Origin of the sequence: Paraburkholderia phosphatilytica, from assembly GCF_003443895.1 — a bacterium.
GTDB classification, from domain to species: Bacteria; Pseudomonadota; Gammaproteobacteria; order Burkholderiales; family Burkholderiaceae; genus Paraburkholderia; species Paraburkholderia phosphatilytica.
This window is the reverse complement of sequence record NZ_QQOA01000005.1, coordinates 200,575-223,764: the sequence shown is the minus strand read 5'-3', so window position 1 is coordinate 223,764 and position 23,190 is coordinate 200,575. Positions and strand designations below refer to the sequence as shown.

The window sequence follows — 23,190 nt, the reverse complement described above, 5'->3', positions numbered from 1 at the left end:
TTCGCCCTAAAAAACACTAGCCTCCCTCGCCGGCGGTTGGAATCTGCGGCGCGATCGGAGCGGGTCCGGTCGACGGCGGCGCCGGCCGAGATTCGTGCGACACATCGCGCGCCGGCGCCACCCTCGCCTCATGCGACGCGCCTCTCGCCGGCCCCGCCGAACCCGACATCGCCGCCTGCGGCTCGACGATCAGGCCTGCCTCCTCTGCTTCGTCGTGCTCGTCCTTTCTCGACGTGTACACGCGCATCTGCGGCACCGGAATCTCGATGCCCGCCTCGTCCATCTTGCGCTTCAACTGCAGATTGAATGCGCGCGCAACGCTCCACTGCTTGAGAGGCCGCGTCTTGATCTGCCCTTTCACGACCATCCAGTTCGGATCGAAACGGTCGAGACCCCACACTTCGACCGGCCCCAGCATCTCGCGGCGGTAGCGGAAGTCCGCCATCAGTTCCGCGCCGACTTCGCGGATCAGCTGCGTCACCTCGTCCACTTCCGCTGAGAACGGCATCCGCACCTCGAACACCGCGTACGCGAAATCGCGCGACAGGTTCTTCACGATCTTGATCTGCGAGAACGGGATCGCGTGAATCGCGCCCTGCCCGTCGCGCAGCCGCACTGTGCGGATCGACAGATGTTCGACGGTGCCCGCATGGCCGCCGTCGATGTCGATCCAGTCGCCGACCGAAATCGTGTCTTCGATGATGATGAAGAGCCCGGTGATCAGGTCGGTGACGAGCGACTGCGCGCCGAAGCCGATCGCGAGACCGATCACGCCCGCGCCGGCCAGCAGCGGCGTCACGTTGATGCCGAGATTCGCCGCCGTGACGATGCCGCCCACCGTCAGGATCGACACCAGCATCGCGTTGCGCACGAGCGGCAGCATGGTGCGCGCGCGCGTGCTCGGCGCCTTGCTGCGCGGCCCGCTCGGATTCATCGCCTCGAGGATCGCGGTGTCGATCAGGATCCACAGCAGCCAGCACAGGAACACCGTTGCGACGATCGCCGACATCGCGTGCGCAATGCCGCGCGCGGTCACGCTTTCCTCGACGATCGCCGCGAGCGACACATTCCACAGGCGAGACGAGAACTCGAAGAACGCGAGCCAGATGAACAGCGTCAGCAAGGTGCCGGCGAACTGCAGCAGCCGCGACAGATACGGCGAGCGGCGCAGCCAGCGGCGGCCCGCGCGCGGCCGCGTCACGCGCAGCACGACCGCGCTCAGAAAAAACGCCAGCACGAGCATCAACGCGGTGACGACGGAAATCTGCAGCACGTTTTCGCTGGTGCTCAGACCCGCCACCGTCGCGATCACCGATGCCGCCGCGAGCAGCAGAATCGGCAGATGCCACAGCGACGCGAGCACGTCGAACGCTTCGGTCGCGACCCGGTGGCTAGTGCGCTTGTCGTACGATCGATCGCGGATCAGGTGCGCGACCGGCCGGCGAAACCCCAGCGCGAAATAGCCGGTCAGTACCGCGGCCGTCATGTTCGCGACCGTCGAGATCAGCGCCGCGAGATTGGTGCCGATCTGATGCGCGACGTCGTAGTTCACGGCTGCATCGCCAAGCGCGCTGCAGATGCCGATCACCCACAGCAGGCGGCGCGCGTGCATCAGCAGCAGGTGCACCGCGACGCGACGGTGGCCGGCGCCGAACAACGAGAACATGATCAGGCAGATCGACGAAAACACCGCGCCCGCGACGATCGCGTAGGCGATCACCATCGCGAGCGTGCGGCCGAGCGACTCGGGCATCGAGCGCGCGAACAGCAATGCCGCGACGAACGCGACGATCCACGGACCAACACGGCGCAGCGCGAACACCAGCAGATCCGGCGTGGTGGGATTCGGCGTGAGCCGTTCGACGATGCCGTAGCGCCGATGAAGCCGGTGCTGCACGTAGATCAGCACCCACGAGCACGCGCCCCAGCCGGCCAGCATCGCGAACATGTCGAGTGCGATCTTGCCGAGCGATTCCGGGCCCTGACTCGCGACGATCGTGTACAGCTCGTTGCCGGCGGCGTTGAAGCGACCCGCCCAGTAATGCGTCGGCGAGCGGCTGGTGCTGACGTCGGTTTCCATCGAAGCGATGCCGGCCGCGATCGCGCCGAGGAGACCCGGGTTCGGCGCGGGCGGCGGCGCGGGACCGACGGTCTTCGTCGCATCGCGCAGCTTCTTCAGCTGGGTGACGAGCGCGGTGCGCTGGCGTTCGTTGTCGAGCGTGGTGATGACGTTGTCGAGCGAGCGCGTGAGCTCGGCCTGGCTTGCGGGCGACGGCGCGGACGCCGCATCCGCCGCGGACGCGCCGGACGCCGGCGCCGTGTTCACGGTCGCGCTGTTGATGAGGCTCTGCAACGCCGGCAGCACGGGCGTGGCAGCGGGGCCCGCGGCGCGCGCGGCGGGCGTGCCGAACACCATTGCGAGCAACGCGCCGACGAACAGCGCGCACAGCTGGGCGCGAAGTCTCGCGCCAAAATCAGGGATACGGCGTCCTCGGCATGACTTCATGGTGATCTGTGGCAATCCTTACATCCGGCAACACGCCAGTTTAGCCGCAGTCGGGATCGCGGCGGGCGCGGGAGCGTAACCGAATGTTAGGACGGCGCGCGCAAAAGCGCTGGCGGCAGGGCGCCATCACCAGTCATGGGCAGCCGCGGCGCCTGCACGCCGCACATCCGCCCCGGCGCGCGATCAACGTCTCCGGTCAGTACGCGACCGTCGCGATCTGGCGCACGAAGCGGCCCTGCTCGATCTCGTCAACGAATGCGACCGCGTAGTCTTCCGCCGAAATCCGGCTGTTGCCTTCCGCATCCGCGATCAGCGTATTCGCGCCAGTACGGAACGTGCCAGTGCGCTCGCCCGGCGCGATCAGCGCGGCGGGCGAGAAAAAGGTCCAGTCGAGATCGGCGACGGTGCGGTAGTAGCTGAACGCCGCGCGGTGCGCGAGCGCGACGGCCTTGTACGCATCCGGGAATCCTTCGGTGTCGACGAGCTGCCTGCCCGGCGCGACCTCCAGCGAACCCGCGCCGCCCACCACGACGAGCCGCTTCACGCCGGCTGCCTGTGTGCCTTCGACGAGTGCCTTCGTCACGGCTTCGACCGCGGCGACGTCGCCCGAACCCGGCCCGTAGGCACTCGCGACCACGTCATGACCGCGCACCGCGGCGGCGACGCCGGCTGCGTCGTGCAGATCGCCGCGCGCGGCATGCACGTTCGCGTGGCCCGCTTCGGCGCGCTCCGGATGGCGCGACAGCGCGGTGACCTGATGGCCGCGGCGCGCGGCTTCGGCAGCAATGCGCGAACCGATCATGCCGGTCGCGCCGAACAGTGCGATCTTGAGGGACTTGCTCATTGTGTGGCTCCTTGAGATTGATTATGTAACTACCATAGTTACATAAATACATGAAAAAAAAGCGACTGCCCCGGATGGACCGTCGCGTACCACTCAGAGACTGCTCACATACCACGCTAACCGCTGCGCGAGCGCCGTTTGCCGCGTTCCAGCGCGCGCTCCGCCTGCAGCACTTCGGCGGTCGCATCGGCGAGCGTGCGGCTCGCGAGCGACGCTTCCATCGCGCGCTGCGCATCGTCGATGATGCCGCGCAGCACGCCCTGGATATGGCGCCCAACCGTACACGCCGGATTCGGCTCCTCGCGGTGCATCGCAAACAGCTGCGGATCGTCCACCGCGCGGTACACGTCGAGCAGCGTGATGTCCTGCGGCTCGCGCGCCAGCAACGCGCCACCACCCGCGCCGAGCTGCGAGCTGGTCAGGCCCGCCGCCGCGAGCATCGTCAACAGCCGCCGCACGAGCGCCGGATTCGTGTTCACGCTGCCCGCGATGATCTCGGACGACAGCGGCACGCCCTCCTGCATCGACAGCAACGCAAGCACGTGCACCGCGAACGAAAACCGGCTACTGGTGTTCACGCCCTGCCCGCCTTCCGGTTAAGTGTAATCATGGTAGTAACATTTATCGACGCTGTCAAACGCCGTCGTTCCACTCAGCGCGCACGGCGGGCGCGCGCACCTGCATCGGTCGGCATCGGCTCGCTGGGGATACGCTCACTTGTCCATCTGCTTTTCGGCGTCGCTCTCGCCGCTCGCCGACGACGACGAAGCCGATCCGGAGGCCGACGCGGTCTGGTCGACGCCCCATTGCTGCAGCTTCTGCCCCGCCGTCTGCAGGCCCGCGCCCGCATCCGACGCCGCCCGGCCGAGCGCCGCCTGGGTCGCGCTCGCCGCCGTCTGCAGGTTGGCCTGCGCCTCGGACGCGAGCGAAGCGGGATTTATCGTGACGGACGGCTTCGACGCGGCGTCGAGGTTCTGCTGCGCGGTGTCGCGCTCGGTATCGACCTGCGCGCCGACGTAGCTCGCCGCCTCATCGGCCTTCTGCTGCACCTGCTGCGCGGCGTCGTCGACCTTGCTGGCGAACTGTCCCGCCGATGCGTCGTGCTTCTGGCACGCGGCGAGCGCGCCCAGCAGCGCCAGCGCATAGGCGCTGCGGCGCAGCGCGGGACGGAGGAAAACGGAATTCATGACGGGATGAAGCCGCCCGTGGACGGCTTTCGCTTGCGATAACGGCGTCATCATACGCCGCCGGGCCGGCGCGGCGCCGGTTTGCCGGCCGTGTGACACGACATGGCGTGGCGGCGCGGTCCGCCGTCTCGCGCGGGATCACGCCACCCCGGCCGCGCAGCCATCTTGATGCGGCCGGGGTCGCGGTTCTGTCAAATGCGCTGGGGTAGACTGGACGGCCGTCCGTTGTAGTCCACTCTCTCGACTGGAGGCACGCGATGTCAGCACGCAAGATCCTGTTTCTGACCGGCGATTTCGCCGAGGATTACGAAACGATGGTGCCGTTTCAGGCGCTACAGGCAGTCGGCCACGTCGTCGACGCCGTCTGCCCCGGCAAGCATGCCGGCGAGCGCATCAAGACCGCGATCCACGACTTCGAAGGGGATCAGACCTATACGGAGAAGCCGGGCCACCAGTTCACACTGAACGCGTCGTTCGACGACGTGGTGCCCGGGCAGTACGACGCGCTCGCGATCGCCGGCGGCCGCGCGCCCGAGTATCTGCGGCTCAATCCGAAAGTGATCGACATCGTGCGTGCGTTCGCCGCGGCGCAGAAGCCGATTGCTGCGATCTGCCATGCGGCGCAGCTGCTCGCCGCCGCCGATGTGATCCGCGGCCGGCGCATTTCGGCTTACCCGGCATGCGCGCCCGAAGTGAAGCTCGCGGGCGGCGAATATGCGGACATCCCCGTCGATGCCGCGATCACCGACGCGAACTTCGTCACCGCGCCCGCGTGGCCTGCGCATCCCGAATGGCTACGGCAGTTCCTCGTGCTGCTTGGCACGCGGATCGAGCTCTAGCCGGTCTGCGGCGGCCGTCTGCGGGCGGCCGCCGCGCCCCGGCCATGTTGCCGGGAATCAGGAATTGTCCGATCCCCAGTCGTTCCCTGTTTTCCTGCAGTGCGCTGTTTCCCGCAAGAAGCAACGCCATGAGCCTGACCGACTGGATCGTCGTTCTCGCGATCACCCAGTTGTCGATCGCATCCTTCACTACCCGTTCTCCCCTCCACTGCTCGCCCGTGAACCGCGCACGCCGCGTCGCCGGTGTACGCATGCTCGTGCAGGCCGTCGTCGCGGTCTGGGCAAGCCTGATCATCGTCGGTCGCGATCCGTTGTACGCACAAGGCTTTCTGGCGGCGCACCTCACCCCGCACACGCTCATCATCGCGGCATTCGCGCTGATGCTGTGCGGCGTGTGGTGGACGTTTCGCGCAAGCCGCCTGATGAAACCGCGGCGCATTTTCGGGTAACGCGAGACGCCGGTTCGTTACGAGCCGCAAGCGACCTGTCCGCCGCGAAAGGTCCGCTGAAACGTCCGCTGAAACGTCCGCTGAAACGTCCGCTGAAACGTCCGCCCCAAGGCCCCGTCACCCGCGGCCATTTACGCGCCGCCCACGCCCACTTCCTGCATCTGCCGCGCGCCCAGGTTGATCTCGGCCACGCTTTCCCGCGCCGCCCGCTCACGCGAAACGGACGCTTCCGGCAGCGACAGATAGAACGTCGTCCCGACCCCTTCGGTCGATTCGGCCCACACGCGGCCGCCATGCCGCTCGACCATCCGCCGCACCAGCGCGAGCCCGACCCCTTCGCCCGCCGCGACGTTGCCGTGCAGCCGCTGGAACGCGCTGAAGAGCCGCGGCAGCGCCATCGCCGGAATGCCGAGACCGTTGTCCCGGATGTAGAAGATCCGCAGCGAATGCACGCCGGGCGGCGGCGGCGTGGTGCCGATCTCGATCCGTCCTTCGCGCGCCGGGTTCAGATAGTTGACCGCGTTGCCGATCAGGTTTGCGAAGATCTGTTCGAGCGCGGTCGGGTCGCCCCATACCGCCGGCAGTTCGCCCTGCACCACCTGCGCGCCGCGCGCGCGGATCGACACCTGCATCGCATCGACCACGCGCTGCACGATGTCGCGCACATCGACTTCCTGGTGCCGGTATTCGACGCGGCCGACGCGCGACAGACGCAGCAACGCGTCGATGATGTGCGACGCGCGCAGCACGGCGGTCTGCAGATAGTGGAGCGCCTCGCCGATGTCCTCGTCGATCAGCCGGTCGATGTGCTCGCGTTCGTCGCCCGGTAGCGAGGATTCGCGCACCGCCTCGCGCAGGTCGTCGCACGCGTGAATCAGCTCTTTCGAGAAGCCCTGCAGATTGACGAGCGGCGAGCGCAGGTCATGCGACACGCTGTAGATGAAGGTTTCGTTTTCCTGAGTCTGCTGCCGCAGCGTCTCGTTCGTGCGCGCGAGTTCGTCGGCGCGGCGCGCGAGATCGGCGCGAAACCGTACCTGCAGGCGCTCCGCCTCGAGGAGGCGCCGGCTCGTGTCGTGCAGCATCAGGTCGAGTTGCGCGATTTCGTCGTCGCCGGCGACGATCGGGGCGAGCGGTTCGTTGCTCGCGAGCCGGCCCGCGTTGTCGGAGAGCAGCGCGAGCCGGCCGCGCAGTCCGCGCGTGACCATGCCGACCGCAATCGCGACGAGCGCGATCGAGCCGAGCGCCGCCGCGACCGCGAGCCACTGCTGGCGCTCCTGCGCCGCGGCGGCGTCGTTCGCGCGAAGGGTGGCGAGCCGCTGCTCCTCGGTCTGGAACGCGGCGACCTGCATCCGGAAGCGATCGAGTACGTCGATCTTCTGCAGGTCGCGGAAGCGGTCGATCACGTCCTGTCTGCGCCCGGAGCGCAGCAGGTCTTCCACCCGGTCGGACCACTGGCGGTACACCTGCACCGCCTGACGGATCTGCACCGCGCGCTCGACCTGCGCCGGGTTGTCCGACACGAGTTCGGCGAGCGAGTCGATGCGCCGGTCGGTGTCCATCCACAGCGTGACGGGCGTGGAGAAACCGGTGTCGTTCGCGATCACCGCGCCGCGCAGACGCACCGACTCCCGCAGCACCGGCTCGAGGATGCCCGCGGTCTGGCGCTGCATGTCTTCACTGTGCAATGCCCAGCGCCCCGCTTCCTCGACGTCGGCTTGCGCCTTGACGAGCCCCGTGAGCAACGCGATCTCGAACACGGCGGGAATCGCAATCAGCAGCAAACCTTTGGTGGTCAGTCTCATGCGCGTTCGAGAGTGAGTGTCCCGCCAATTATGTCGGCTTTACCGCCAATGACAAAGCGCCGCGTCCAGATCCCCAGCATTGGACACGCACCGCGCCCGAGACTTATGCGCGGCAGATCCGACGCCGCGCGATTCGACGAAAGCCAATCGAAAACATCGCGCCGCCGCCGGCCCGACCTTCCGGGCGCGAGCAATGGTAGACTGCGCGCCGGAGATGGCATTCTCCATTAACCGCCCTCGTGGCTGATGATGCCTGCTCGCCCGGCTTTCTGCGGGAGCGGCGTCGCTCGTCTGCAGACCGGCCTGCCCACACTGAACAACAAACCGTCAGGCCTACCATCATGTTTCCCTCGATTCTCGCCGTCGGCATCGGCGGCGCACTCGGCTCGCTCTTGCGCTGGGTGCTCGGCATCCGCCTCAACAGCCTGTTCCCCTCGCTGCCCCTCGGCACGTTCGCGGCCAACGTGATCGCCGGCTACATCATCGGTGTCGCGATCGGCTACTTCGCGCGCCAGCCGAACGTCGCGCCCGAGTGGCGGCTCTTCGTGATCACGGGGCTGATGGGCGGGTTGTCGACCTTCTCGACCTTCTCCGCCGAAGTCGTCAACCATCTGCAGGAAGGCCGGCTCGGCTGGGCGGCGGGTGAAATCGCGATCCACGTGTCCGCGTCGGTTGTGATGACGATCCTCGGACTCGGCACGGTGGCGATGCTGTCGCGCTGACGGTGGAGGGCGCTCGCGCGGCGTACGGCGTGCCACGGCGTGGTGCGCCAGGCAAGCGCCGTGGCCCGCACGGCCGTGCGCTCCGGATGTCGTCTGGATAACTAAATGTGCCGCGCCGCAACCGCAGCGGCACGGTACGGACCGCTGCCTTCGTACCCGCTCGCGGCCGGCGCAGCCCGGGCGCTCAAATGCTCCCTCAGCGCCCTCTCAATGCCCTCTCAGTGGCCTGTTGCGCCGCCGCAGGTCCGCAGGTCGCCGCACGGGCTCAGTGCGCGCCGCCCTTCCTGCGACTGCGTCGCCGGCTGGCCGCCGTACGATTCGACGGCCGCGCCCGCACCGGGCGCCGCGATCCCGGCCTTCGCGGGGACGATCTGAAACGGGAAATCGGCGCCTGCCTGTGCCGATTCATCCGCGTTCTGCATCATCTTCGCGTGCCCCGGGGGCTGGAAGCCTTGCGCCTGCGCACCCGACCCCACGAACCCTGCCGCTACTGCCGCCGCGACACATGCCGCGCGCAGCATTAAATTCGCATTCATTGCCGCACTCCTTCGAGCCGGACGCGATGTCTGGCAGCCGGCCCGCCTGACCTATTTCCGTGCCGCGACGCTTGTGCCGCGCCGTCGGCACCTCCTCCGTACCGGAGTTATATGCCACCCGCGGGTGCGATCAAAGGACGGAACTGCCGGGACGCGGCGCGTTCGCAACACCGGTTCGGCCGCCGGATGAGATCCAGACTGCTGCATTGCACGACTACGAAGACCGGCTCACGCCAGCTTGCCGCTCAACTCAGGCACAACGGCGAACAGATCCCCCACGAGCCCGTAGTCAGCGACCGAGAAAATCGGCGCCTCCGGATCCTTGTTGATCGCGACGATGACCTTCGAACCCTTCATCCCCGCCAGATGTTGGACCGCGCCGGAAACGCCGACGGCGATATACAGCTCCGGCGCGACGATCTTGCCGGTCTGCCCGACCTGGCAGTCGCCGGGCGCATAGCCCTCGTCGACCGCTGCGCGCGAAGCGCCCAACGCCGCGTCGAGCCGTTCCGCGAGCGGCGCCAGCAGTGCGGCGAACTGGTCCTTGCTGGCGAGCCCGCGCCCGCCGGCCACCACCACACGCGCGCTCAGCAGATCGGGATGTTCGTGCGACGCGGATTCGCGCGCGATCACGGTAGCGTCCGGATTCTCCGCGGATGCGTCGATGCGCTCGACCGGCGCGCGGCCGTCGCCGTTTCGCGTCGCCTCGAAGGTGGTGGTGCGCACCGTGACGATCCTGACCGGCTCGTCGCATTGCACAGTCGCGACGATGCTGCCGGCGTACATGAGCCTGTCGAACGTAGCGGGTCCATGCACGGCGACGACGTCACTCACCTGCGCGACGTCCAGACGCGCGGCGACACGCGGCGCCACGTTCTTGCCGAAACTCGTCGCCGGAAACAACATGTGCGAACAGGTTCGCGCGATCCCGCAGAGCAACGGCTCGAGGCTTTCCGCCGTCGGCGCGGCCAGATGCGGAGCCTCGGCAACGAGCACCTTGCGCACGCCGACGATCGCGGCCGCCTCCGCCGCGACGGCTTCGGCCTGCCAGCCCGCGACCAGCACCTGGACGTCGTCGCCGAGTTGCAGCGCGGCCGTGATCGTGGTGCGGGTCGACGTCTTCAGCGACGCGTTGTCGTGCTCGGCGACGACGAGAATGGACATGATGCTGGCCTCGTTCAGATGACTTTCGCTTCGTGCTTCAGGCGCTCGATCAGCGTATCGACATCCGGCACGCGGATGCCCGGCGCGCGCGCGGGCAGCTCGCTCACCCGCAGCAGCTTCAGACGGGGCGACACGTCGACGCCGAGTTCGCTCGCATCGAGCGTCGCGATGGGTTTTTTCTTCGCCTTCATGATGCCCGGCAGCGTCACGTAGCGCGGCTCGTTCAGACGCAGATCGGCGGTCACGACGGCGGGCAACGCGACCGACACCGTTTCCGTGCCGCCATCCACCTCGCGGCTGACCGTCGCGCGCCCGCCGGTCAGTGCGAGCTTCGCCGCAAAGGTCGCCTGCGGCCAGCCTGACAGCGCCGCGAGCATCTGCCCGGTCTGGTTCGCGTCGTCATCGATCGCCTGCTTGCCGAGCAGCACGAGTTGCGGCGCTTCGCGTTCGCACACCGCCCGCAGCAACTTCGCCACCGCGAGCGGTTCGGGCGGCGCCGCGCACTGGATCAGCAGGCCGCGATCGGCGCCGATCGCCATCGCCGCGCGCAGCGTCTCCTCGCTTGCTCGGCCGCCACAGGTCACCGCCACCACCTCGTCCGCGTGCCCCGCTTCCTTGAGACGCACCGCCTCCTCGACGGCGATCTCGTCGAACGGGTTCATGGACATCTTGACGTTCGCGGTGTCGACGCCGCTCTCGTCCGCCTTCGCCCGCACCTGCACGTTCGGGTCGACGACCCGCTTCACTGCCACCAGGATTTTCATCGTCTGCTCGTCAGGAAGTTGAGTCGCAGTGCGTGTCGTGCGCGGGCGGCCCGGGCACGCACGCATCATGCAGACCGCGCAGATAGGCCCATGGATAGATGCCGCGGTCGTGGCCATCGGAAAACGCCAGCTGGAGACCGTATTCGCCCGCCGCGTGCACGGCTTGCAGCGTCGCGTCGCCGGGCGGGCGACGTTGCGCGCGCCGCGCCGCTTCGCAGCCGCTGCACGGACAGTGCTCGCGCAACCCGGCCGCCGACAGCTGCTGCGTGACGCCGTCGCGCCAGCGGATCTCCAGCCGCTGGCTCGCCGCGTGCAGCACGACACCCGCAGGCCACAGGCCCACCGCGGAATCCACCGTCGCGCCCGGCATCAGAACAGCTCCTCGACGCCGGCGGGACCGACATCCATCCCGATGCCCGCGAGACCCGCGGCGAGTTCGCCGCCCATCGCCTGCAGGCTTTCGGCGCGAATCAGGCTACGCAGCCGCTGAACCAGCGCGACGTATTCAGGCGATGCGGTGATTTCAGGCGTGCGCGGCCGCGGCAGGTTTACCGGCACGACACACTTGATACGCCCCGGCCGCGCGGTCATCACGTAGATGCGGTCCGACAGGAACACGGCTTCGTCGATGTCGTGCGTGATGAAGAGCACCGAGGTCCGCAACCGTTGCCACATGTTGGTCAGCACCTCCTGCATGACCGCGCGCGTCTGCGCATCGAGCGCGCCGAACGGCTCGTCCATCAGCAGCACGCGTGGACTCGCGGCGAGCGCGCGCACGATGCCCACACGCTGCTTCATGCCGCCCGAAAGCTGATCCGGATAGTGATTCTCGAACGCGAGCAGACCCGCGATGCCGAGCAGACCGCGCGCGATCGTCTCGCGTTTCGACACCGGCATCCGCTTCATCCTGAGACCGAACTCGACGTTGCGCCGTACCGTCATCCATGGAAACAGCGAGTATTGCTGGAACACGACACCGCGTTCCGGGCCGGGCTTTTCGATCGCGGCGCCGTCGAGCGTCGCGGTACCTTCATCGAGTTTCGAAAAACCGGCCAGCACGTTGAGCACCGTCGATTTGCCACAGCCCGACGGGCCGATCACGGACACGAACTCGCCCGGCTCGATGGTCAGATCGACGCCGTCGATCGCGGTGAACGGCGTGCCGTCTGCCTGCTCAAACTGCAGGCGCGCGCGCCGCAGTTCGATGCGTCCGGATTGAACGAGCGTGTCCATCAGCGTCCCCTGCGGGTCGAGAATGCGCGCCATGGCATCACCATCGCGCCCGTGAAGCGGATCAGTCCGCTGCAGATCCAGCCGAGCAGGCCGATCGTCACCATCCCGACCACGATGTCGGGATAGCTGATCAGCGAGTAGGCTTCCCAGGTCGCGTAGCCGATGCCGAACTGCCCCGAGATCATCTCGGCCGCGATCAGCGACACCCATGCCACACCCATGCCGAGCGCGAGCCCGGTGAAGATATGCGGCAGCGCGCCCGGCAGCACGACGTGCCGGAACAGCGCGCCCTCCGATGCGCCGAGCGTGCTTGCCGCGCGCACCAGCACCTCGTCGATCGCCTGCACGCCTTCGACGGTATTAAGCAGGATCGGAAAGAACGCGCCAATGAACGTGATGAACACGATGCTGCTTTCGTTCGACGGCCACAGCATCACCGAGATCGGCACCCATGCGATGGCGGGGATCGGCCGCAGCGCTTCGAGCGCGGGAAAGCACAGCGCGCGGACCAGCCGGTAGCGGCCGATCAGCAGCCCGCCCGAGACGCCCAGCAGCGCCGCCACCCCGAAGCCAGCCAGGATGCGGCGCAGGCTGATCAGCACGTTGTCCGCGTAAGCCGACGTGCGGTTCATCTGGATGAACGCCTGCAACGCGTCGACGGGCGACGGGATATTCGCGAACCGCACGTACAGGTTCACCCGGTAGTGAGTGAGCAGGAACCACACGACGAGTACGGTCGACAGCGACACGAGCGAAAGCGCGCCCTCGGTCTTCCTGCGCCTCAGCACACGCAGCCAGCGTGCTCGCGGCGCCTGCGCGGCGACCGCGGTACCGGGCGCAACACCATCATCGGCGCGGCCACTTCGCGGCACCGTGCGCCGGCTGGCCTCCGCCGCGCTGCCTGCAAATGCTTGCAGGCCTTCATCCGTCTGAACAGGCATATCGGCTTTCATGTCACTTTCCCGCGCGCAACGTTGCAAGAATCTGCTCGTACGCCTCGACCTGGGCGCCATGCGCGGACGCATAGCGCTCGGCGTCGGCCTTGAGCAGGAAGGGCGTCACGTCCGGCACGCCGTCGGACGCGCCTGGCTTGACGACGTAGAAAGCCTTGTCGGCAAAGAGCTTGATGCCCAGGCTGTGATCCATCACGTAGGCGACGTCGATCTTCTGGTTCTTCTTCGTCATGTCGACCACGGCCGCCAGCGCGCAACCCGCGGAGCTGAACGGCACGATCGCGCCGCCTTCGATCCAGACCTGCGCGGAGCTGGCCGGGTCCGTCACCGGCCTGTGGCAGTACGGATCGGTGCCGGTCAAGCTGTAGTTCGCGAGCGACTTCTGCTGCGCGTCGTAATCGAGGTTCGCGTCCTTGAACGCGGTGCGCAGATAACGGTCGTCGATCCAGCCCGCGATATTGAAGTCCTTCACCCGGTTCAGCGACTTCAGCGTGTCGAGCGCGCTCTTCAGCGCCTCCATTTCGACCGGCTTGATCGTCGGATCGAGCGTGTGAATGCCGTCCGGGCCAAGGAAGATATAGGCGACCTCCTTGTTCACGTGCGTCCATTGCTCGACCATCGTGCTCGCCTGCTGCGGGTTCGCCCTCACCCACGCGTTCGCGTCGAGCAGCGCGCGAAGATAGGCCACCACCACTTCCGGATACTGCTGCGCGAAATCCTTTCTGACCACGACACCATGAAAGGTGGGCGATTTTGTTTCCACGCCGTCGAAGACCTTGCGCGCGAAGCCGCGGTACGGCAACAGTTCGGCGAACGGAACGAAGTCCGCATGCGCATCGATCTTCTTTTCCTGCAGATTGGTGGTGCCGACTTCGGGACTCTGGTTCGCGAGCGAAAAATAGTCGTCGCTCCAGCCATGCATGCGCATGGCCTTGAGCAGCATGCCGTGCGCCGCCGAGCCAAACGGCACGGACACCAGCTTGCCCTTCAGGTCCGCGAGCGAGTAATACGGCGACGCGCTGTTCACCACCACCCCGTTGCCCGCGCCATACGCGTTGTACCCAAGCACCGCAACGAGCTCGGTCTCGTTGCCCTGCAACTGCGCGCCGGTCGCGCCGTTCACGAGCAGCGGATAGTCGCCCATCATGCCGATCTGCAGCTTGCCGGCCATCATGCCGTTCGTGACCGGCGGCCCGGACGTGAAATTCTCCCAGTCGATCCGGTAGTCGATGTCCTTGTATTTGCCGTCGTGCGGCAGGTATTTCTCAAGCAGCTTCAGCTGCCGGATCACCGCGCCGCCGGTCACGGTGTTGGTCGTCGTATCCTGCGTGCCGATGCCGATCACGAGCGTCGTGTTCGCCTGCGCCGGCATGCACGCCGCCGCGAGCACGAGGCCCGCCGCGATGGCTGCGCATGGGCCGGCAAGTCCGCGGCCCGACAATCGCGCACCTGTCCAGAGTCGCGCGAGGCGACGAAAGCGTAGCGTCATCCAGATTCTCCCGCTTTGAAAGATGGGGACCAGCCTCTTGCGCCCGAGGCGTGTGTCACGTCCCCGGCTCCGGTTCGTCTCGCTCCATGCCATGCCGTACCACTGACGGGCAGCCGTCTGTCGCGGCTGTGATCGCGCCAGCCCTCAGCCGATGTCGCCGATCAGGCTCAGCTTGTCAGGGCGATCCGCCCACTTGTCCGCGTCCGGCAGCGCATCCTGCGCGCCTGAAATCACGGGCCATTCGCGTGCGTAGCGCGCGTTGATCGCGAGGAACGGCTGCTGGTCCGGACGCAGGTTGTCCGCATCGACGATCGCCTCGACCGGACATTCCGGCACGCACACGCCACAGTCGATGCACACGTCCGGGTCGATGACGAGAAAGCGATCGCCCTCATGGAAGCAGTCAACCGGACAGACGTCGACGCAGTCGGTGTACTTGCAGCGAATGCAGTTTTCGGTGACGACGTAAGTCATGCCTGCTCCCGCGAATGCAGATGGATGGAGGTCAGCGCCAGCTTCGAAAGCTTGCGCACGTCGGGGTCTGGATCGCCGCCCGCCGCCTCCAGAGCGGGAATGGCCGCCGGGTCGCCGATCTCGCCGAGCGCGATGACCGCCTCCTTGCGCAGGTTGCCCACGTCGTGCAGCAACTGCGCGGTGATCGGCGCGACCGCGCGGCTGGCCTTCAGGAGACCGAGGCTGCGCACCGCTTTCAGACGGACCTGCCAGAACGGATCGTCGAGCAGCGCGATCAGGTCGTCGACGGCGGGCCGCCCCTGCAGCTTGCCGATCGTCTGCGCGGCCTCTTCGCGCACCATCCACGCGTCGTCCTTCAGCGCCCGCATCAGCGCCGGCAGCACGCTCACCTGCTCCGCGTAGCCGAGCGCGCCGATCGCCGTGCGGCGCACTTCGCCGTCCGCATCGAACATCGCGGCGCGCGCGAGTTCGGCCACCGCCGCCGCGTGCTTCAAATAGCCGAGCACGCCCGCAGCCTCCTTGCGCACGCCGGCATCGTCGTGACCGAGCAGCCGCAGCGCCGGCTCGAGCGCGGCCGGCACGCGCAGCGCCCGCAGCGCCCGCAACGCGCGCGTCACGGTGTCGGCCGCGAGCGCGTCGAGATACGGCAGCAGATGGACGCCGCACGCGGCGGACTTGAGCTCGGCCAGCGTGTCGCCCGCGGCCGCGCGGACCGCCGGATCCTCATCGACGAGACAGGCGGCCAGCGCGGCGACGCTGTCGTCGTCCTCGTAGCCTTCGAGCGCCCGCGCGGCCTCGGCGCGCACCGACGCGTCGGCGTCGCGCAGCGCGTGCACGAGCAGCGGCGCGATGTCGTCTTCATCGGAGTACGGCAGTTCGAGGACCGCGAGCCGGCGCACGGTGGCGTCCGGATCGGCGAGCCGGGAAACGATTCCGCTCGGAGCGTTCATCGTGGCGCGCCTCCTAGCGGACGAGGTACGGAATGTTGACGTGCACGGCGCCGGTCGGGCAGTCCTGCTCGCAGGGCATGCAGTACCAGCATTCGTCGAACTTCATGAAGGCCTTGTTCTTCGACAGGTCGATCGCGAGCACGTCGAGCGGGCACACGTCGACACACACGGTGCAGCCCTTGTCTGCGATGCATTTGCTCTCGTCGACGACGACGGGGGCCTGGGTACGGTTCAGCGCGATGGTCATGGATTGACTCCAGGGGAATGCGGCGGTCTTCAGGCGGCTTCGGCCGGCAGGCTGACGCGCAGGCGTTGATAGGCTTCGCGCTCTTCGGCTTCGATCGGAATCACGAACGGATCGACCGGACGCTTGCGCACCGTGATGCCCGACTGCGCATCGAGCCGCAGCATCGAGTGGCAGAACCAGTCCGCGTCGTTGCGTTCGGGGTAGTCGGCGCGCAGGTGATAGAGGCCCCAGCGGCTCTCGGTGCGAAACAGCGATGCACGCGCCGCCATCTCGCCGCAGTCGCGAATCGTGAACGCCTCCATCGCGCGCATCAGCTCGTGCGGGTCCGCGGCGGACATGTGCTCCAGATCCTCGCGGATTTCATCCAGCCGCTGCAGGCCGATCTCCATCTTGCGGGTGATCTTCGGCGGCTGCAGGTAGTCGTTGACGATGCGGCGCGTCTTGTATTCGACCTGCCACGGCGTGAGCCCTTCGCTGCGCGCGAGCGGCGCGTGAATGCGCGCGCCCTCCCGCGCGACGAAATCGCGATCGACGGCGGGCAACGCGTGATCCGTGCAATATTCAGCCGCGTTGGCGCCGCAGACCTTGCCGTACACGAACGCGCCCAGCATGTAGTTGTGCGGCACGCTCGCGCAGTCGCCGGCCGCGAAGAGTCCCGGCACGGTGGTCGCGCCGTGTTCGTCGATGTAGATGCCCGATGCGCTGTGGCCGCTGCAGAAACCGATTTCGGAGATGTGCATCTCCACCATGTCGCGCCGGTAGTCGGTGTTGCGCCGCTCGTGAAAGCGTCCGCGGCTCGGCCGCTCGTTCGTGTGCAGGATGGTCTCGATTTCCGCGATGGTTTCTTCGGCGAGGTGATCGAGCTTCAGGAACACCGGGCCGCGGCCGCCTTCGAGCTCGTTGAAGAACTCGAGCATCATCTGTCCGCTCCAGTAGTCGCACTCGATGAAGCGCTCGCCTCGCGCGTTCGACGTGTACCCGCCGAACGGGCCCGTGACATACGCGCATGCCGGCCCGTTGTAGTCCTTGATCAACGGATTGATCTGGAAGCATTCGAGATTCGCGAGCTCGGCGCCCGCATGCAGCGCCATCGCGTGGCCGTCGCCGCAGTTGGTCGGGTTCTCGTAGGTGCCGAACAGATAGCCCGAGGCGGGCAGCCCGAGCCGCCCCGCCGCGCCCGTGCACAGCACCACCGCCTTCGCGCGGATCACGTAGAGATCCGCCGTGCGGCAATCGAAGCCCATGATGCCCGCCACCGCGCCGTCCGGTCCCGTCAACACGCGCGTGACCACCACGCGATTGGTGATCTCGACGCGCGCGCGCTTCATCTGCCGGTACAGCACGCGCTTCATGTGATGCCCTTCGGGCATCGGCAGCACATACGCGCCCATGTGGTGGACCTTGCGAACCGCGAAGTCGCCGGTCTCGTCCTTCTCGAACTTGACGCCCCAGCGGTCGAGTTCCTGGATCATGTCGAAGCTCATCTGCGCGTACTTGAGGATCGCGCGCTGATCGACGATGCCGTCGTTCGCGACGGTGATTTCCTTGGTGTACTGCTCGGGGGTGGCGTGGCCCGGAATCACCGCGTTGTTCAGCCCGTCCATGCCCATCGAGATCGCGCCACTGCGCTTCACGTTGGCCTTGTCGATCACGAGCACGCGCAATGCGGGGTTCGCCTCTTTCGCCTTGACGGCAGCCATCGGACCGCCGGTTCCGCCGCCGACGACGATGAGGTCATATTCGAGTTCGTGGGTCTGCATGGTTTTTGTCCTGTCGTGTTTCCGCTTTGCACGCGCTGCCTTCGCTGCGGCCAACGTTTCTAGTACATGTATTTACATGTGCTGCAATTCATGTGCCAATCGCACCGAAGCTCGCTGGCGCGGACTGCAGCCACTGATGCCGGGTCCGGCTTGCCGCGATCCGGTGCGTCGCCGCGCCAACCTTGCGCAGCGCCGGCACCTCGAAGTCGCACTACCAGTAGTTCTCGACCGCGAGGTGTCCGGGCTTGCCGCGCTTGCTGACGGTGAAGCCCTTGACCGTGAACTGCCTGCGCAGGTCCTCGACCATGTCGGGGTTGCCGCACAGCATGATGCGCGAGCGGTCGTGGTCAAAACGCGTGCCGGCGAACTGCTCCAGCTCGCCGGTATCGACGAGCTCGGTGATCCGTTTGCCGAGCGCGCCGCGCACCGGCACGCGCGTGACGACGGGTACGTAGGTGAGCTTGCGCGCCGCGTATTCGCCGAAATACTCGTGTTGCCCGAGCGCTTCGATGAGCGGCCGGTAAGCCAGTTCGCCCGGCTCGCGCACGCTGTGCACCAGCACCACGCGTTCATAGTCCTCCCACGTCTTGACGTCATAGAGAATCGACACGAACGGCGCGAGCCCGGTCCCCGACGACAGCAGCCACAGATCCTTGCCGCATTCGAAGCGGTCGGTCGTCAGGAAGCCGTAGTTGGTACGCTCGAGATATAGCGGGTCGCCTACTGCGAGCCGCGACAGCTCGCTCGTAAACTCGCCGCCGGGCACCACGATCGAGAAGAATTCCAGATGCTCGTCATACGGCGCGGAGACAATCGAATAGGCGCGCCACACCACCGGGACCGAGCTGTCCCCGGTCTTGTCGACGCCGAGCCGCGCGAACTGGCCGGCAACGAACCGGTATTGCGGCGGACGGGTCGTGCGGATCGAAAACAGTTTGTCGGGCACCCAAGTATGGATATGGGTGATGGTTTCGACCGTGTACTTGTCGCTGTCGGGCATCGTGGTCCTCATCCTCAAAAAGGGCTGACTGAAGTACCTGTTATAACCTGTACTATGCACGCTCTGTGCCAGTCATGACGATGCGCCGGAAAGCCTTGTCGCAGGGGGATTGATGAGGACCGCTGGAAGGGTCGGCGCGATGCGGCCGGCGCCTTGCTGGTGCGCGCGGCACCGGCGCGGCGCATCCGTTCCCGATCGGCGGGCGCGTAGGCGGCACGAGGGAGTTGAGTCAGCGCAGCGGGAGAATGCGCACGCGAGCCGCGCGCGTCAGGAGATCTACGTGGTGCGATGCCGCTCGAGACGCAACGTGTAATGCAGATAGTCCGTGCGGACGAACAGATATTCGAAGTCGACCGGCTCGTTCTGATCGTTGTGAGTGAGCCGCTCGATCTTGAGCAGCGGATCGTCGCCGTCCATTTCGAGAATCTGCCGCGTCGTTTCGTCGGGGGCGATCGCGGCGATGTCGAGGTCGGCGAAGCGCAGCCGGATGTTCAGGTCGTCCTCGAGAATCGAGAAGATGTCGCGGCTCGCGAGCGCTTCGGTGCCGCGCAGAAACTCGCCGATCTCGACCGACAGATAGCTGATGTCGAGCGATACCGGCCGGTCGTCGAGATAGCGAACGCGGCAGATCTCCGTTACGTAACTGCCGGTTTCCACGCCGAGCCTTTGCGCGACTGCCTCGTTGCAGCGGATCACCGTATGCGACAGCACCCGGTTGGTCGTGCCGCGCCCCTGCCGTTCCATCGCCTCGGCGAAGCCTTCGAGCCGGTTGATGTCCTGCGTCACGTTCGGCGCTCCGACGAAGGTGCCCTTGCCCGGCACCTTGAACACGAGCCCATCGGATTGCAGTTGCGCGAGCGCCTGGCGCACCGTGATGCGGCTCACGCTGAAGCGCTTCATCAACGCGCTTTCCGGCGGCAACTGCGCACCCGGCTTCAGCGCCTGCCGGCCAATCTCGAGGCGCAACGCCTCACGGATCTGCGAGTAGAGCGGCACGGACGAGTCGGCCTTCAATGCGGGCAGTTTCTTGACTTTCATGAGTATCGAAGATGGCGAGGCGGGCTCGTGCCGCAGGTCGGACCTTGTCTCATGATATAGCAACTAAAAGCGGGGCTAGCCCGCAAGGTGCGCCAGCGCGTCATGGCAGTCCCTGCCCCGGATCTCGCCTCCTCAACCTGTTATAACATGTTATATTACGTACAAGACAATGACGCCGCCGCGTGCCGGACACGTGAGGCGTCGCGCTTTCCCGCAGCGTTGTGCAACCTCCTGGGACACCCACCGCCGATCCAATGAACTTCGACATCACTTTCTGGCTATTCTGCGTCGGACTTGGCGCGAGCGCGGTGGGCGGCATGCTGGGTATGGCGAGCGGCCTGTTCATCGTGCCCGCGCTGACTACGCTGTTTCACTTCGGCATGCACACGGCGATCGGCGCGAGCATCGTTTCCGTCATTGCCTGTTCGTGCGGCGGCGCGGCGGGCTTCCTGCGCGGGGGGCTGACCAATGTTCGCCTCGCCGTGGTGCTGGAGACGGGCACGACGCTCGGTGCGCTGACCGGCGTGCTGGTGGCCGGCGTGATTCCCGTCGCCGCGCTCGACTTCCTGTTCGCCGCGGTGCTGCTGATCTCCGCATGGCAGATGTTCGTGCGACGCGAGGACCCGGTGGACACGCGCTCGTCTCCCGCCGCGAGGAGCCTCGCCAGCGCGCTTGGGCTGAACGCGAGCTATCCGGACGCGCGCCTGCGTCGCGAAATCAGCTATGAAGTGCACCGCGTGCCGGCCGGCCTGCTGCTGATGTACGTCGCCGGTCTCGTGTCGGCGCTGCTCGGCATCGGCAGCGGCATTCTCAAGATTCCCGCGATGGACAACGCGCTGCGGCTGCCGATCAAGGTCTCGACCGCGACGTCGAATTTCATGATCGGTGTGACGGCCGCAGCGAGCGCCTGCGCGTATTTCGTGCGCGGAGAGATCGTGACCGCGGTCGCGGGACCGGTCGCACTGGGCTCGGTCGTGGGGGCGGTACTCGGCGCGCAGGTGCTGATGAAGGTACCGGCGGCGCAGTTGCGGCTGCTGTTCCTCACCGTACTCGTGTGTGTCGCGTGTCAGATGTCGTTCCAGGGTCTCGGCATCCATCCGCTCGATCATCTATCGGGACATCCGTTCCAATGACCACCATCGCATCCGGACCGGCGCCGCTCGAACGCCTGCTCGCCATGTTTCTTCAGTGTGGCACGTGGCTCGCGTGCGCGATGATCTGTGCCGGCATCGTTTCGGCCGCCGACGTGCATGCGGCCGTGTCTGGCGCCACTATGCTGACCGCTGGTGTCGCGTTGTTCATTCTGCTGCCGGTGTTGCGTCTGCTGTTGATGCTCGCGGTATTCATGCGGCGGCGCGACTACCGTTATGTCGCAATCGCCGCCGCGGTGTTGTCCATCGTTGCCGCGGGCGCGCTGCTTGGCGTTCGTCTGGGTCCGCTCGCAGGTTGACTGTTCAGGACTTCTGACGTCGTCTTTGCACCGCGCGACCGGAGGGCGTCGGCTGCCCCCCGTCATTGCATGACACGCTAGTGGCCGGATGCCAGCACACTCGCAATCACGCCCGTGGTGACGGCTGCCAGCACGTAATCGCCATTCACGCCCACCCAGTGGTAACCATGTGGCGGCGCCGACAAGCCATGACCGCGCCAGTCGTCGACCACGTAATTCCTGTCGCGGTATTCAGTCGGCAACCGGTCGCCTTTGTGCCAGTCTTCGTGGGGAAGCGGACCGCCCGGACGATCGACCGGCGCATCGTGCGGCGGTCCACGCCTGTCGACGCCTCGATGATCCGGACGCGGCTGCTGCTGCGCATGGACGGGTGCCGACACGGCAACCAGGGCAGCCAGAACAAGTGGCGTAATCGATTTCAGGTTCATGTGCGAAGGCCTCACAGGAAATGAACGGATGCGGAACCCGGCTGGACAGCTTTGCCGGTTCCCGTCGGCAATATAGCAGCCCGCCCTTCGACGCAGCTGCCAAACCGCCCGGCGCATCCCGCAGCATGCGGCCGGGATACACGCGATGTCCCGTCCGCCGCGTCCGCTGTGCATCACGTCACGAACGGCAACTTGCTATCCCGTGCCGCCGCCAGCATCGACAGCGTAATCTTGCGCACCTCGAGCTTGCTCTGCGTGATATGCGCGCGTAGCAGAATGATCGCCTCGGCGAGCTTGCCACGGTCGATCAGATTGAGGATGGTCGAATGCTCTTCGTAGGTTGCGCTCGTGCGGTGCGGCTTCAGAAAATCCAGACGCCGCACGATGCGGATGCGTTCGGTCACCTCGTTGTGAACCCGCAGCATCTCGTCGTTGCCGGTCGCGGCCACGAGGCCGCGATGGAAATTCTCGTCCATGCCGAACATCACGACGGGGTCGCTTTCGCGCAGCTCCGGCGCGACGCACCAGACCACTTTCAGCGCCTCGATCGCCGGATGCGGCGGAGGTGTACTGCCGAGGCGCTCGATCGACGCCACCTCCAGCACGATCCGCAGGTCGTAGAGCTGATCGAGCTGGCCGAAATTGATGTCGGACACCTTCCAGCCGCGCCGGAAGCCGACTTCGAGATGCCCCTCGCGCAACAGACGGAACAGCGCATCGCGCATCGGCGTGCGCGACACGCCGTAGTACTGCGCGATGTCGGTTTCGGAAAATCGGTCGCCCGGAAACAGACGGAAGTTGAAGATGTCCTGCTTGAGCAGCTGGTACACCTGTTCCGCAAGCGGATTCGCGTTGTAGACCGTCTTCGTTGCGACTTCGTCGGGCGTATCGTCCATTGGCCTTGTGGGTTGAGTCCTTGTCTCCGGCGAGACGGATGACCGCCTCATTATCGCTGCTTCAGCGCGTATCGATAAGACTCACGTGCGCCGCGACGACGATCCATCCGCCAAACAGCGCGGGATCGCCGAGCCGCGCCCACGTCTGCATCTGACGGCCCGTGAGCGGCGTCGCGTCGCTCGTGAATTCCGTGCTGACCGTCGCGAAGTCGGTGCCGAACGTCGTGACGACCGTACGATGCAGCCGCCGGCTCTTCGGCACCGGCTCGCAGGTATCGCGCCACTGCCAGATCGCCGCGCCGCCATGCTGGATCTCGGCAATGCCGTAGCGCACGGTTTCCGGTGCGCTCCAGAAGAGCGCGTTCATCAGCGCGGTATCGTTGTCGACCAGCGCCCGCTCGTACGCGTCGAATGCCGCCGCCACTTCGGCGACGATCTGCTGCCGGTTCACGTCGATCG

The 23,190-nt window shown here is 66.6% G+C and carries 26 protein-coding genes and 1 riboswitch; of the genes, 5 read left to right on the top strand and 21 right to left on the bottom strand.

The window, feature by feature from the left end:
* Nucleotides 1–16: 16 nt before the first annotated feature.
* The 4 genes from DVS29_RS07905 to DVS29_RS07890 all read right to left on the bottom strand — a co-directional run bounded on the left by DVS29_RS07905 (nt 17) and on the right by DVS29_RS07890 (nt 4,537).
* Nucleotides 17–2,506 (bottom strand): mechanosensitive ion channel family protein, encoded by a 2,490-nt coding sequence (locus DVS29_RS07905; protein WP_118179876.1) that lies wholly within the window; start codon nt 2,504–2,506, stop codon nt 17–19.
* Between the two features lie 196 nt (nt 2,507–2,702).
* Entirely contained in the window at nt 2,703–3,350 is a 648-nt protein-coding gene (locus DVS29_RS07900; RefSeq protein WP_118179875.1) for an NAD(P)-dependent oxidoreductase, read from the bottom strand.
* A 116-nt stretch (nt 3,351–3,466) separates the two neighbouring features.
* The gene (locus DVS29_RS07895; RefSeq protein WP_118179874.1) at nt 3,467–3,928 is read right to left on the bottom strand and encodes an Rrf2 family transcriptional regulator; all 462 of its coding nucleotides are present in this window, start codon (nt 3,926–3,928) and stop codon (nt 3,467–3,469) included.
* Nucleotides 3,929–4,063: 135 nt separating this feature from the next.
* Nucleotides 4,064–4,537, bottom strand: a complete 474-nt coding sequence (locus tag DVS29_RS07890; protein WP_205962414.1) for a BCAL1086 family glycoprotein — start codon at nt 4,535–4,537, stop codon at nt 4,064–4,066.
* A gap of 257 nt (nt 4,538–4,794) precedes the next feature.
* Between DVS29_RS07890 and DVS29_RS07885 the strand changes: the two genes are divergently transcribed.
* Nucleotides 4,795–5,376, top strand: coding sequence for a DJ-1/PfpI family protein (locus DVS29_RS07885; protein ID WP_118179873.1), 582 nt, complete (start codon nt 4,795–4,797; stop codon nt 5,374–5,376).
* A gap of 128 nt (nt 5,377–5,504) precedes the next feature.
* Complete coding sequence (locus DVS29_RS07880) at nt 5,505–5,825, top strand: hypothetical protein (protein WP_118179872.1); 321 nt, start codon at nt 5,505–5,507, stop codon at nt 5,823–5,825.
* Nucleotides 5,826–5,956: 131 nt separating this feature from the next.
* Here the strand turns inward: DVS29_RS07880 and DVS29_RS07875 are convergent, their stop codons facing one another.
* Nucleotides 5,957–7,627 carry a sensor histidine kinase gene (locus DVS29_RS07875; protein WP_118179871.1) on the bottom strand — a complete coding sequence of 557 codons (1,671 nt, stop codon included), beginning with the start codon at nt 7,625–7,627 and terminating at the stop codon, nt 5,957–5,959.
* A gap of 201 nt (nt 7,628–7,828) precedes the next feature.
* Nucleotides 7,829–7,890: riboswitch (Fluoride riboswitch) on the top strand.
* Between the two features lie 78 nt (nt 7,891–7,968).
* Here DVS29_RS07875 and crcB point away from each other — a divergent pair.
* A complete protein-coding gene (gene crcB / locus DVS29_RS07870) occupies nt 7,969–8,349 on the top strand; it encodes a fluoride efflux transporter CrcB (RefSeq protein ID WP_118179870.1) in 381 nt (126 codons plus the stop codon).
* Between the two features lie 218 nt (nt 8,350–8,567).
* Here the strand turns inward: crcB and DVS29_RS07865 are convergent, their stop codons facing one another.
* The 13 genes from DVS29_RS07865 to DVS29_RS07805 form a co-directional block, all read right to left on the bottom strand.
* The gene (locus tag DVS29_RS07865) at nt 8,568–8,885 is read right to left on the bottom strand and encodes a hypothetical protein (protein WP_124800614.1); all 318 of its coding nucleotides are present in this window, start codon (nt 8,883–8,885) and stop codon (nt 8,568–8,570) included.
* A 228-nt stretch (nt 8,886–9,113) separates the two neighbouring features.
* A complete protein-coding gene (locus DVS29_RS07860; RefSeq protein WP_118179868.1) occupies nt 9,114–10,049 on the bottom strand; it encodes an electron transfer flavoprotein subunit alpha/FixB family protein in 936 nt (311 codons plus the stop codon).
* A 14-nt stretch (nt 10,050–10,063) separates the two neighbouring features.
* Nucleotides 10,064–10,813, bottom strand: a complete 750-nt coding sequence (locus DVS29_RS07855) for an electron transfer flavoprotein subunit beta/FixA family protein (RefSeq protein ID WP_118179867.1) — start codon at nt 10,811–10,813, stop codon at nt 10,064–10,066.
* 10 nt (nt 10,814–10,823) lie between these two features.
* On the bottom strand, nt 10,824–11,183 hold the full coding sequence (locus DVS29_RS07850) for a DUF971 domain-containing protein (RefSeq protein ID WP_118179866.1): 360 nt from the start codon (nt 11,181–11,183) through the stop codon (nt 10,824–10,826).
* Nucleotides 11,183–12,079 (bottom strand): ABC transporter ATP-binding protein, encoded by an 897-nt coding sequence (locus tag DVS29_RS07845; RefSeq protein ID WP_240655505.1) that lies wholly within the window; start codon nt 12,077–12,079, stop codon nt 11,183–11,185. The genes DVS29_RS07850 and DVS29_RS07845 overlap by 1 nt, the downstream gene beginning before the upstream one ends.
* Entirely contained in the window at nt 12,046–12,999 is a 954-nt protein-coding gene (locus DVS29_RS07840) for an ABC transporter permease (RefSeq protein ID WP_118179865.1), read from the bottom strand. Before DVS29_RS07840 ends, DVS29_RS07845 begins: the two co-directional genes overlap by 34 nt.
* 1 nt (nt 13,000) lies before the next feature.
* A complete protein-coding gene (locus DVS29_RS07835) occupies nt 13,001–14,488 on the bottom strand; it encodes an ABC transporter substrate-binding protein (RefSeq protein WP_240655504.1) in 1,488 nt (495 codons plus the stop codon).
* A gap of 144 nt (nt 14,489–14,632) precedes the next feature.
* Complete coding sequence (fdxA, locus tag DVS29_RS07830) at nt 14,633–14,962, bottom strand: ferredoxin FdxA (protein ID WP_118179864.1); 330 nt, start codon at nt 14,960–14,962, stop codon at nt 14,633–14,635.
* Entirely contained in the window at nt 14,959–15,912 is a 954-nt protein-coding gene (locus tag DVS29_RS07825; protein WP_118179863.1) for a HEAT repeat domain-containing protein, read from the bottom strand. The genes fdxA and DVS29_RS07825 overlap by 4 nt, the downstream gene beginning before the upstream one ends.
* A 13-nt stretch (nt 15,913–15,925) precedes the next feature.
* The gene (locus DVS29_RS07820) at nt 15,926–16,159 is read right to left on the bottom strand and encodes a 4Fe-4S dicluster domain-containing protein (RefSeq protein ID WP_118179862.1); all 234 of its coding nucleotides are present in this window, start codon (nt 16,157–16,159) and stop codon (nt 15,926–15,928) included.
* Between the two features lie 29 nt (nt 16,160–16,188).
* On the bottom strand, nt 16,189–17,919 hold the full coding sequence (locus tag DVS29_RS07815) for a fumarate reductase/succinate dehydrogenase flavoprotein subunit (protein ID WP_118179861.1): 1,731 nt from the start codon (nt 17,917–17,919) through the stop codon (nt 16,189–16,191).
* Nucleotides 17,920–18,130: 211 nt separating this feature from the next.
* Entirely contained in the window at nt 18,131–18,919 is a 789-nt protein-coding gene (locus DVS29_RS07810; protein WP_118179860.1) for a ferredoxin--NADP reductase, read from the bottom strand.
* A gap of 276 nt (nt 18,920–19,195) precedes the next feature.
* Complete coding sequence (locus DVS29_RS07805; RefSeq protein WP_240655503.1) at nt 19,196–19,957, bottom strand: GntR family transcriptional regulator; 762 nt, start codon at nt 19,955–19,957, stop codon at nt 19,196–19,198.
* Nucleotides 19,958–20,211: 254 nt separating this feature from the next.
* On the opposite strand from DVS29_RS07805, the gene DVS29_RS07800 reads away from it, so the two are divergent.
* The gene (locus DVS29_RS07800; RefSeq protein WP_118179859.1) at nt 20,212–21,090 is read left to right on the top strand and encodes a sulfite exporter TauE/SafE family protein; all 879 of its coding nucleotides are present in this window, start codon (nt 20,212–20,214) and stop codon (nt 21,088–21,090) included.
* Nucleotides 21,087–21,407: a DUF1634 domain-containing protein gene (locus tag DVS29_RS07795; RefSeq protein ID WP_118179858.1), complete on the top strand. Its 321-nt coding sequence runs from the start codon at nt 21,087–21,089 to the stop codon at nt 21,405–21,407. The genes DVS29_RS07800 and DVS29_RS07795 overlap by 4 nt, the downstream gene beginning before the upstream one ends.
* Nucleotides 21,408–21,484: 77 nt before the next feature.
* Here DVS29_RS07795 and DVS29_RS07790 read toward each other — a convergent pair whose 3' ends face one another.
* From DVS29_RS07790 to hpxZ, 3 genes are all read right to left on the bottom strand, one after another.
* Complete coding sequence (locus DVS29_RS07790; RefSeq protein WP_118179857.1) at nt 21,485–21,835, bottom strand: RcnB family protein; 351 nt, start codon at nt 21,833–21,835, stop codon at nt 21,485–21,487.
* 173 nt (nt 21,836–22,008) lie between these two features.
* Nucleotides 22,009–22,731 (bottom strand): GntR family transcriptional regulator, encoded by a 723-nt coding sequence (locus DVS29_RS07785; RefSeq protein ID WP_118179856.1) that lies wholly within the window; start codon nt 22,729–22,731, stop codon nt 22,009–22,011.
* A gap of 61 nt (nt 22,732–22,792) precedes the next feature.
* Nucleotides 22,793–23,188, bottom strand: a complete 396-nt coding sequence (gene hpxZ / locus DVS29_RS07780; protein WP_118179917.1) for an oxalurate catabolism protein HpxZ — start codon at nt 23,186–23,188, stop codon at nt 22,793–22,795.
* Nucleotides 23,189–23,190 lie beyond the last annotated feature (2 nt).